Origin of the sequence: Corallococcus sp. CA041A (assembly GCF_003612075.1) — a bacterium.
GTDB classification, from domain to species: Bacteria; Myxococcota; Myxococcia; order Myxococcales; family Myxococcaceae; genus Corallococcus; species Corallococcus exiguus.
Genome location: NZ_RAWF01000121.1, coordinates 19680 through 28991 on the forward strand (window position 1 = coordinate 19680; position 9312 = coordinate 28991).

The window sequence follows — 9312 nt, forward strand, 5'->3', positions numbered from 1 at the left end:
GCACTTTGAAGTGTACGCATGCGGGCAGCGATTGCACCGGGCGGGGGGCGCCCGGCGGGACGGGCCCCTGCCGCGCTTCCGGCGCGCATTCCACTCGCACCCGAGGCCAGACGGAAGGGTCCTGTACCGGCGCCGTGAGTGGAGAATGACCCCACACACAGCGCCGGAGGGATTCAGCGCACCGCCCAGGTGGTGGGCGGCAACGACGCGGTGATGTCCGGCCGGCCAGGCACACCCAGTCGCGCCGCGCCCGCCTGCAACGTCCCGGCGAGCGTGGGCAGCACGCGGAACTCCACCTGCACCAGTGCGCCCTGCTCCCTGGGAGAAAGGTCCAAGGACAACGCACCATCCTGCACATCCCAGGAGGTCACCTGTCCGGACGCCACGAGCGCGGCCAGGCTCGCGGGATCCACCTGCACACCCGCGGGCAGCTCCTGCTGGAAGCGCAGCGGCAACGAGGACGGCGCACCCACCTGGACGCGCACGTTCGTCAGTTGTCCCACGCGCGCCTCCTTCGGCCCCGTCACGGCCAGCTGCAGGCCACCCTTCACCTCGCTCTTCCAGGGCACCGCCGCGGACAGCGCCAGGGAGAAGCCCAGCCCCGGCACCGCGGGCTCCGCGCGCACGGTCCACGTGTGCGACCCCGCCGAGCCCGGCGCCGCGGCCTCCAGCGCCAGCACCTCGCGCAACGCCTTCGTGTCGTAGGTGCCCTCCGTGACGACCTGTCCGTCGCGCGCCACCGACACACGCACCTGGGCAGGCAGCGGATCCTTGAAGAGGGCCAGCGCCGCGCGCAGCCCCACGCGGTTGGCCTGCCCATCCCCCCAGCCCAGGCCCGGCGTGTAGTGCGCGAGCAGCCAGGCGCCCAGGTCCGCGAGCGGCGCCTTCGCATCACCCTGGAGGGCGAGCACCGCCATCGCCGTGGCCTCCGCCTCCGAGGGCATCTCCCCGTCCGCGCGCACCGTGTCCGGCTCCACCGGCAGCCACGCGGTGCCGTCCGCGCCGGTCTTCAGCGCCTCGCGCACGCGGGTGCGCAGGGCGTCCGCCACGCCGCCCTCCGCGGAGCCCTCCGCCAGCAGCACCGCCGCCGTGTAGCCGTCCTTCACCTGCGGCAGGTAGCGCTCGAAGACGCCCGACGCGCGCACGGTGAAGGCCGCCGCGCGCTGCTTGCCCTCCGGGGTGCCCTGCGCCGCGCGCACCGTGCGGGCGCAGTTCGCCGTCGCCACCAGCAGTCGCTGGAGCGTCCAGCCGTCACCGCCCTGGCAGGTGCCATCCGGCCGCTGCGCCTGGGCCACCTGCGCCACCAGCCGCTCGCCCAGCCGCGCGAGCACCGGGTTGTCCGGGTGGGCCAGCGCGCCCTCCGCGAGCCGCGTCGCCACCTCTATCGACGGCGCCCGCGCCGCGCGCAGCACCCGCTGCGTCGCCACCAGCGACAGCGCCTTCAGCGCCGCGGGGTCCGCCGTCTCGCCCAGCGACTTCAAGAGCTCCGGCGCCTGGCCCGCGAGCAGCAACGCGTACGCGTCCCCGGCCACGTCCACGGGACGGCGCTCCACCGCCGCCAGCTCCGCGCGCACCATGCCCAGCGCGCCCGGGTACACCTGCAAGCGCACCCTCTCGCTGCCGGCCTGTGCGTCGGCGGGGCCCACCAGGGACAGCGTGCGCGGCGCCGCCAGCGAACCGCCGCGCGTCTGGACCACGGGCTGACCGGTGGCCCACACGTCGAAGTCGCGCACCACCGCGTCCGTGTCCCCCAGCGAGGCGCGCAGCGTCACCGGCCCCGCGCCTCCGGCCTTCACCGTCACCAACTCCACCACGCTGCCGCGCGCGGGCACCCGCACCGTGCGTGCGCCGGACTCCACCTGCGCGCCCTTCACGTCCACCTTGAGCGAGGCCTCCACGGCCTTGTCCGTGGTGTTCACCACCTGCACCGGCAGGCGCACCGTGTCGCCCGCGCGCAGGAAGGGCGGCAGCACCGGATCCACGTACGTGGGCAGCGTGCCCGCGAAGGACGTCACCGCCCCCGCCTGCGCGCCGGAGCGAGAGTGCGCGAGCGCCAGCACCCGCCACTGCGTCAGCCGGTCCGGCACGCGCACCGGCACCGTCGCCGAGCCGTTCGCGTCCGTCACCACCAGCGGTTCGAAGAGGAACGTCTCCGGGAACCACGCGCGGGTGGGCGCCGCCGCCGCGCCGTCGCGGTCCTTGCTGACGCCCCCTTCCTCCATCTCCGGCTCCGGAGGAGGTGCCGCCATCTCCATCACGGGCGCCGCGGCCATCGGAGCTTGGGCCGGTCCGCCGCCTCCCCGTGAACCGACGGACTCGTCGTCATACGAGTTCGCCGACCCGAAGCTCTTCATCGTCTTGCGCTGCAGACCCTCATCGCCGGAGCCTGGCGAGCTCTTGGTCGCGACGAACTCATCCCCCGCGAGCGCCGCGGCGGAGCTCCCCATGAGGCGGCGGACCGACTCCCCCGTCACCACCGCGCGCGGATCCGTGAGGGCCAGCAGGTCCTCCGGCAACCGCGACAACCGCAGCTTGCGGCCGAACGCATCCGTCACCTTCTGCCCGCGCTGCTCGCAGGCGGCGAGCGACTCCGCCCACAGCCGCGCGAGCCCCGCGGGGTCCAACGTCTCACCCTCGGGCGCGGTCTCCTCCCACTTGCGCGTGCGCGCGTGCAGCTCCGTCAGCACCGCGTAGAAGGGCTCCGTCAGCTCCGCGTCCGGGGAGAAGGGGCTCGTGGCGCTCGCCGACAGTGGCGTCTCCACATCCTCCAGCGTGGGCACCGCCGTCACGCGCAAGAGCGCCGCCGCGGCCGCGTTCGCGCCCCGGATGCGCCCCATGGCCAGCGCCTGGCCGTCCAGCACGCCGAAGGCCGGCGTGGCCACCGACGGAGAAGGCCTCAGCCCGTCCAGCGCATCCGCGCCCGGCAGCGGCGCCAGCTGGGACAGCGTCTCGTCCACGCCGAAGAGGCCCACCGCCGCCTCGCCGTCCTTGCCGTCCACGCGCGTGTGGACCTGGAGACGCGCCAGCTCCCCGGGCGCGTACGCGGGCTTGTCCGGAGACACCTCCACCGTCAGCGATGCGCGAGGCGCCACATACACGCGCGCGGTCGCCGCCACGCCCTCCACCTGCGCCCAGCCCTCGAAGTCCTTGGGCAACGTGAAGTGCGCGGAGCGCGTGGCCGCGTCCAGCTTCTCCTTGAGGCGCGTCGGCCCCGCTACCAGCTCCAGCGTCTTGGGCAGCTCGCCCGTGAAGCCGGGGCCGCGCAGCAGCTCCACCTTCACGGACTCGCCCGCCTTCGCCAGCACCGGCGTCATGCGGAGGCGCAGCGGCGGCAGGCGCGCGGGGCGCAGCACGAACTTCGTCTCCCCCATGTCCTGGCCGTCCCACTTCGCGCGGACCTTCAACTCGTAGCCCAGGAACGTGGTGGCCTGGGGCGGCCGGGGAATGCCGTTGCCGCCGTACGTCGGCTGCGTGATGAAGCGCACCACGCCCATGGCCTCCGACGGCCTGCGTCCCGCCAGCAGCTCCGCCTGCGTCGACGCCGGAACGCGGATGCGCGCGAAGCGCTCCTTCACGCACGCCAGCACCGCAGCCGGGAGCGCGTCATCCGTCGCGGGCTCCGCCACCCAGGACAGCGCCAGCTCCGGCTTGTCCGCCCACCGCCGCCACGTCATCACGCCGGGCACCGCCACGGCGCGGTCCAGCGTGGGCGGCAGGCACGAGCGCGCATCCAGCGCGGCGACCGTCAGCCCCTCGCTCACGCCCCGCTCGTCCCCGAAGGCGACCTGCGTGTTCCAGCGAATCGAGGGCAGGCCTGGATCCATGACCTGGAAGCGCAGCTGGAGCATCCGCTCCGCGCGCGCCGGCAGTCCCCGCGCACGCAGCGCCGACGCCATGCACGCCTCCAACCCCTCCTCCGCGCCGGCCACGTCCAGCACCTGCCCGGACGCGCCCACCCGCACCACGAACTCCGCCATGGAGGCGCCGGAGGACGGGCTGACGAAGCGCGCGCAGGGATGCAGCACCGGCAGCAACCGCTCCAGCGCGAGCTGATCCTCCAGCGACGACTGCCCTCCCTGAGTGCCCAGCAGATCCCGCGACGACGCGAGCGACACGGGCGGCGGACGCGGCTGCACGCGCACCGGCAGCGGCGGCACCACCACGTTCACCGCGGGGCCGGGGTCCAACTGGAAGGCGGCCACGCCGTCCTCGTCCGCCACCGCGCTCACGCCCTTGTCGCGCGGGTCCCACGCGCGCGTCACCATCACCTCCGCGCCCGGCAGCACCTGGCCCGACGCGGTGGTGGCGCGCAGGTAGACGCGGTTGCTGAAGCCCGCCACCAGACCGTCCTCCAGCTCCGTCACGGAGGACACGGCCACCGCGTCCTCGGACAGGAGGAGCGACACGCCGCCGCGCACCGGCTCGCCCGTGGGGTCCTTCGCCTCCAGGCTCGCGCTCAGCGTGGCCTGGCCGCGCAGGTCCTGGGGCACGCGCGGCAGCGTCACGCGGAAGCGGCCGGCGGCATCCGTGCGCGCCTTCGTGGGCAGCTCGCCCCGGAGCCACTCCGTCGGAGGAGGCCATGCGCCCGCGTGGCTCCACGCCAGCGTCACGTCCGTGTCCGCCACCGGCGCGCCGGACGCGTAGGACACCTGCCCCGTCACCTCCGGCGTGTCGTTGGCGCGCCAGAAGGGCCGGGGGCTCTTCGCCTCCATCCGCAGGCGCGGCAGCGTGAAGGGCTCCACCGTGAAGGTCGCGTCACCGGAGGCGCCACCGCTGGTCCACGCCACCGACCACGTGCCCGTGGGCGCGCCCCGGTCCAACGGGAAGTCCCCCGCCACCACGCCCCAGCTGCCCGCGGGCGCGCGCTCCTCCAGCACCACCTCGCCGGAGGGGTCCATCACCTTCCACGTCCCCGGCCGTCCATCGAGCGGCGACAGGTCCTTCGCGCGCAGCGCCACCGCGCGGAAGCGCACCCGGTGCCCGGGCTCGTAGAGGGGCCGGTCCGTCAGCACGCGCACCCGCGCGGGCGCGTACAGGGGCAGCGCCGCGTCCACCGTGCCGGTGCCCAGCGGCGTGGTGAGGCGTGCGCGCAGCTGGTAGTCGCCGTCCGGCACCGCGGGCAGCGTCACCGGCGCCGACAGGGCACCGGAGTCTTCGCGCTCCCAGCGGCCCTTGGCATCCAGCGGCAGCGGCGTCTCCTTGCCGGCCGCGTCCACCAGGAACAGCGCCGCCGTGCCGCGACCCACGAGGGCCTCGAGCTCGCGGCCCTCCGCGTCCATGCCGTGCGCCTGTGCCCAGACCGTCACCCTGCTGGAGCCTCCCCGCGCGAGCCCGCTGGCGGACATGCTCACCGTCTGGCGGAACTCGCCGTCCGGACACCACGGCACCTCCACGCCCTGGAACATCCAGGCGGACAGACACCGCCCGGAAGCCATGAAGGCCAGGCCTCCCCCCAGAAACAACAGCCCGAGCCCGCCGGCCACCCATCGCCGGCGCTGGATGCCACCTGTCATGCGTTTTCTCCCCGTCTTTCCACTGTACGCCGGAAAGCGCGGAGCCGGTCCCCACCTCCCCCCGTTGACGTATCCGTCGGGCGGCTGAGCTAGGGTGATGCGTCATGGTCGTTTCGAAGAACCGTCCCCCGCAGGATGCCCTGCCGCCCCGCCTGGATGCGCTGCTCGAAGCGTTGATGGACCGCGACTTCGCGACGCGGCTTCGCAAGGTCTACCAGGCGGCCGCGGTCGCCATCGACCGGCTGGGGCACCTGAGCATCGTGAAGTACGAGCCCACCACCGCCGAACCCGACGACGCCGCGGACCTGTCGTTGTGGGAGACCATGGCGCCCGCCATCGGCGAGACGCTGACGGACGTCAACAAGCTGGTGGCCGCCATCCGCGACGCCTTCCCGCCGCCCGCGCGCCCCGCCGCGTCCAACGACGGCGGCTGGGCCCCGCCGCCCGCGAGCTCCGACGAGCGCCTGTCGCAGGAAGCGGAGGCCGTGCTGCACGCCAGCGCGGAGCGCCTGTCCAAGCGCGTGCAGGAGCTGGGCGTGCAGATGCGCCGGCCAGAGGTGGTGAGCGACCGCTGGACGCTGATGTCGGAGCTGGCCGCGTCGCGCGCGGACTTCCGCAACCGCATCGGCGACCTCGTGTACCTCACCGCCGCGGCCTTCGCGGACGTGCGCCGCGAGGACGTGGTGCCCGGCTACACGAACCAGGTGGGCGCGCGCGTGGCCCTGCGAGGCGCCGCGGCGGACCTGCGCCGCTCACTGCAGGGCCGGCTGGAGCGCGCCGCGAAGGCCACGGACGCCCAGCGGCCCGCGCTGGCGAGGCAGGCCGAGGAGAGCCTGGCCGCGTTCGTGTCCCTGCCCGCGTCGCTCGCGCTGAAGACGCCCACCAAGCGCGAAATCGTCGCGGCGCGAGGCCGGCTGCGCGAAGCGGGCACGCAGCCCGCCCTGGGGCCGGAGGTGCTGCCCGGGATGGTGGAGCCCTTCCTCGCGCTGATGGAGGACGCGATGGAGGAGCTGACCCGCGCGTGGCTCACCGTGCACGACCGAGCGGTGTGGGCCGCGAGCAGCGCCCGGCTGGAGCAGGTGGACATGCACCTGGAGCTGGGCTCTTCGGGCGCGGCGCGGGTCCTGGAGGAGGCGGTGGCGGCGGCGGGCGCGCTCTCGGGCCGCTCGGCGCCCTTCGACGTCTTCCTGCGCAAGGGCCGTCAGGAGGCCTCGGAGGGGCTCAACGAGGCCGGCGCGAGAGACCTGCTCGCCCGCTTCCGCGAGCGGCTGGCCAGTCTGCCGTTCAGCTAGCGGGCCTCACGCCTCCACGGGGCCCGGGAACCTCCGGGGCCCTGGAAGCGGACGGCCAGGCGAATCACCCGGAGCTTCAGGGCTTCGCGGGCGTGGCCGGCGCGGGCAGCGCGGGGGCGTCCTTCTTCGGAGGCAGAATGCGCAGCTCCTCGAAGCGCTCCGCCAGCGTCTGCGGCGTCAGCTCTTCCTGCCACTGCTTGGGGTTGGTGTTCCACCCGAAGTCGGCCGGCACCTTGCCGCCGCCCTGGCTGGTGTAACCAATCATCTCCGGGAACTGCGCGGACCAACGGCCGCCCGGATCCGGCTCCTTGGTGACGTGCTGCCGGTTGGGGAGGATGAAGGGCTTGGGCTTGGGAGCATCACTCATGCAGCCAAGCCTCTCCGAAAGAGACCTCATTGGGTAGAGCCAAGCAGGGCTCCTGCCGCCTTCGCGCGTGGTTCTTGGGGGGCAGCACGCTCGGCCCCAGCTCGAACACCGCCGCGAAATAACGCGCCTGGGACTCGCTGCCGTACCGGTAGCGCCGCACGCCCGCCGAGTGCGCCACCTCCACCCGCCAGCCCTTCCGGTCGCACATGACCTTCACTGTGTTCCCTACACCCATCCCGCACCTCCCCCGTCCCGTTGCTGTCCGAGGGGGTGCGCTATGAAATCCCCGTGCCAGCGCTCGCCAGCCCGCTCAAGAGGTTGCGTTGTCGCCGGGTGAGCAGTCGGAGATCGGCCGGTAACCTTTGCAGGCTGCCTTGAAGGGCCGTCTTCTGTGCCCGAAAGGTGGGGCAAGGCGCCATACCGGGTCCTCGCGGGGAGGGAACCGGTCTGCTTGTGTCGGGCAGATCCTGCGTTAACTCAATGGCATGACCCAATTCGAGACCCAGAGCGGAGAGCGGTTCGCGGACTTCGATCTTCCCGAGGGCTGCATGATGTGTGGCGGCGCGGTCTCCATCCGGGCCACGCCAGCGGGTGCTCACGGCTATTGCCCGCACTGCCATGTGCTGTCGCGTCCACAGATGCGCGTGAAGCCCAATGGCGTCGAGCTCTCCTTCGAGACCACGGCGCTCGCCTGAAACGAATCGCCTGACGCCCGTGCCGCACGGGCGTCAGTGCACCAGGGACAGGAGCAGCGGCGCGGTGGCGAACGACAGCGGAATGCCCACGCCCACCATCAGCACCGCCAGGTCCGCGTCCAGGTCGTGCTCGGCGGCGAGGATGGCCGCCGTCACCATGGGCGCCATGGCGATTTGCAGCACCGTGGTCTGCTTCACCACCAGCTCAAGCCCGGGCATGAGCATCAGCAGGCCCAGCACCGCCAGCGGCGCGAGCACCAGCTTGTAGGACAGCCCCAGCGCGAGCGCCGGCACACGTGGCCCAAGCCCCTTCAGCCGCAGCTGGAAGCCCACGACGAAGAGCGCCAGCGGCGTGAGCAGGTCGCCCAGCCGCTGCAGCACGGATTCCAGCCAGTCCGGGAAGGGAAAGGGGCGCAGGAGCAGCGCCAGCACCAGCGCCTGGAACGGGGCGAACCCCACCACCTTGCGAGCGAGCGTGCGCACGGACAGCTCCGTCCGGGCGCTGGCCCTCGCCGCCGTCAGCGTGGCGAGCGTCGCCAGCACCAGGAACGAGCCCAGCTGATCCGCCACCACCGCCACCGGCACGCTCGAGGGCCCCAGGAGCGCGGCGGCCATGGGCAGGCCCACGAAGGCCGTATTGCCCAGCCCCGCGGTGAGGATGAGCGCCGTCACCGACTCGCGCGACAGCCCCAGCCGGGGCCCGAGCAGGCGAAGGAAGAGCACCGCCCCCACGAAGAGCAGCCACGGCGCCGCGGCGGCCACCACCAGCCCGGGCGCGAACTCCAGCCGATGCATGGCGCGCAGCACCAGCGCCGGCAGCGACACGTTGAGGAGGAAGACGTTGAACGCGGGCGCCGTCCCTTCGGGGAACCGGCCACTGCGTCGCGCCAGCACGCCCAAGACGAGGCACACCCCCAGAAGTCCGATGACCTGCCCCATGCCCGCCTTGCGTCCCGCCTTCCAGGGTGTGGATTGGCGCGGCAACCTGGAGGAGCCCGCCAGCGATGTCCAGCGCCATGAAGGTGCGGCCGGGGAAGTCGCGTTTCGCGCGCGACTGGAATGCATGAGGCTCCAACCGCCCGTGTGAGCCAGAGGGCGCATGGAAACGCGCGGGGCGCGAGCGCATGCTGGCGCGCGCCCGCGGTCAGTCCCTCCTCTCCACGTCCGTCGGACATCCCGCCATGAATCCCGTTGCCACGGTGTTGAGAGCGCTGGGCGGGGGTGGCCTGCCACGGACGTATTGGGTCCTGTGGGTGGGCACCTTCGTGAACCGGCTGGGGTCCTTCGTCGCGCCGTTCCTGGCGCTCTACCTCACGCGCGAGCGCGGCTTCAGCATCGAGCAGGCGGGCTTCATCGTGGCGCTCAACGGCGCGGGCGCGGTGCTGGCGGCGCCGCTGGGGGGCATGCTCGCGGACCGGGTGGGCCGGCGGCTGACGCTCGCGGGG

At 73.4% G+C, this 9312-nt stretch carries 7 protein-coding genes; 3 read left to right on the forward strand and 4 right to left on the reverse strand.

What is annotated here, in order from left to right; genetic code table 11:
- Positions 1-173: 173 nt before the first annotated feature.
- Positions 174-5513: an MG2 domain-containing protein gene (locus D7V77_RS44860; protein ID WP_120578236.1), complete on the reverse strand. Its 5340-nt coding sequence runs from the start codon at positions 5511-5513 to the stop codon at positions 174-176.
- A gap of 104 nt (positions 5514-5617) precedes the next feature.
- On the opposite strand from D7V77_RS44860, the gene D7V77_RS21900 reads away from it, so the two are divergent.
- Positions 5618-6805, forward strand: a complete 1188-nt coding sequence (locus D7V77_RS21900) for a hypothetical protein (protein ID WP_120578237.1) — start codon at positions 5618-5620, stop codon at positions 6803-6805.
- Between the two features lie 76 nt (positions 6806-6881).
- Here the strand turns inward: D7V77_RS21900 and D7V77_RS21905 are convergent, their stop codons facing one another.
- Together D7V77_RS21905 and D7V77_RS21910 are read right to left on the reverse strand one after the other, a co-directional pair.
- The gene (locus D7V77_RS21905) at positions 6882-7172 is read right to left on the reverse strand and encodes a hypothetical protein (RefSeq protein ID WP_120578238.1); all 291 of its coding nucleotides are present in this window, start codon (positions 7170-7172) and stop codon (positions 6882-6884) included.
- On the reverse strand, positions 7165-7380 hold the full coding sequence (locus D7V77_RS21910; RefSeq protein WP_233597148.1) for a hypothetical protein: 216 nt from the start codon (positions 7378-7380) through the stop codon (positions 7165-7167). The genes D7V77_RS21905 and D7V77_RS21910 overlap by 8 nt, the downstream gene beginning before the upstream one ends.
- 277 nt (positions 7381-7657) lie before the next feature.
- Between D7V77_RS21910 and D7V77_RS21915 the strand changes: the two genes are divergently transcribed.
- Complete coding sequence (locus tag D7V77_RS21915; protein ID WP_014393545.1) at positions 7658-7867, forward strand: hypothetical protein; 210 nt, start codon at positions 7658-7660, stop codon at positions 7865-7867.
- A 33-nt stretch (positions 7868-7900) separates the two neighbouring features.
- Here the strand turns inward: D7V77_RS21915 and D7V77_RS21920 are convergent, their stop codons facing one another.
- Positions 7901-8806, reverse strand: a complete 906-nt coding sequence (locus tag D7V77_RS21920) for an AEC family transporter (RefSeq protein ID WP_120578240.1) — start codon at positions 8804-8806, stop codon at positions 7901-7903.
- A 242-nt stretch (positions 8807-9048) separates the two neighbouring features.
- On the opposite strand from D7V77_RS21920, the gene D7V77_RS21925 reads away from it, so the two are divergent.
- On the forward strand, positions 9049-9312 hold a 264-nt coding region (locus D7V77_RS21925), incomplete at its 3' end, for an MFS transporter (RefSeq protein ID WP_120578241.1).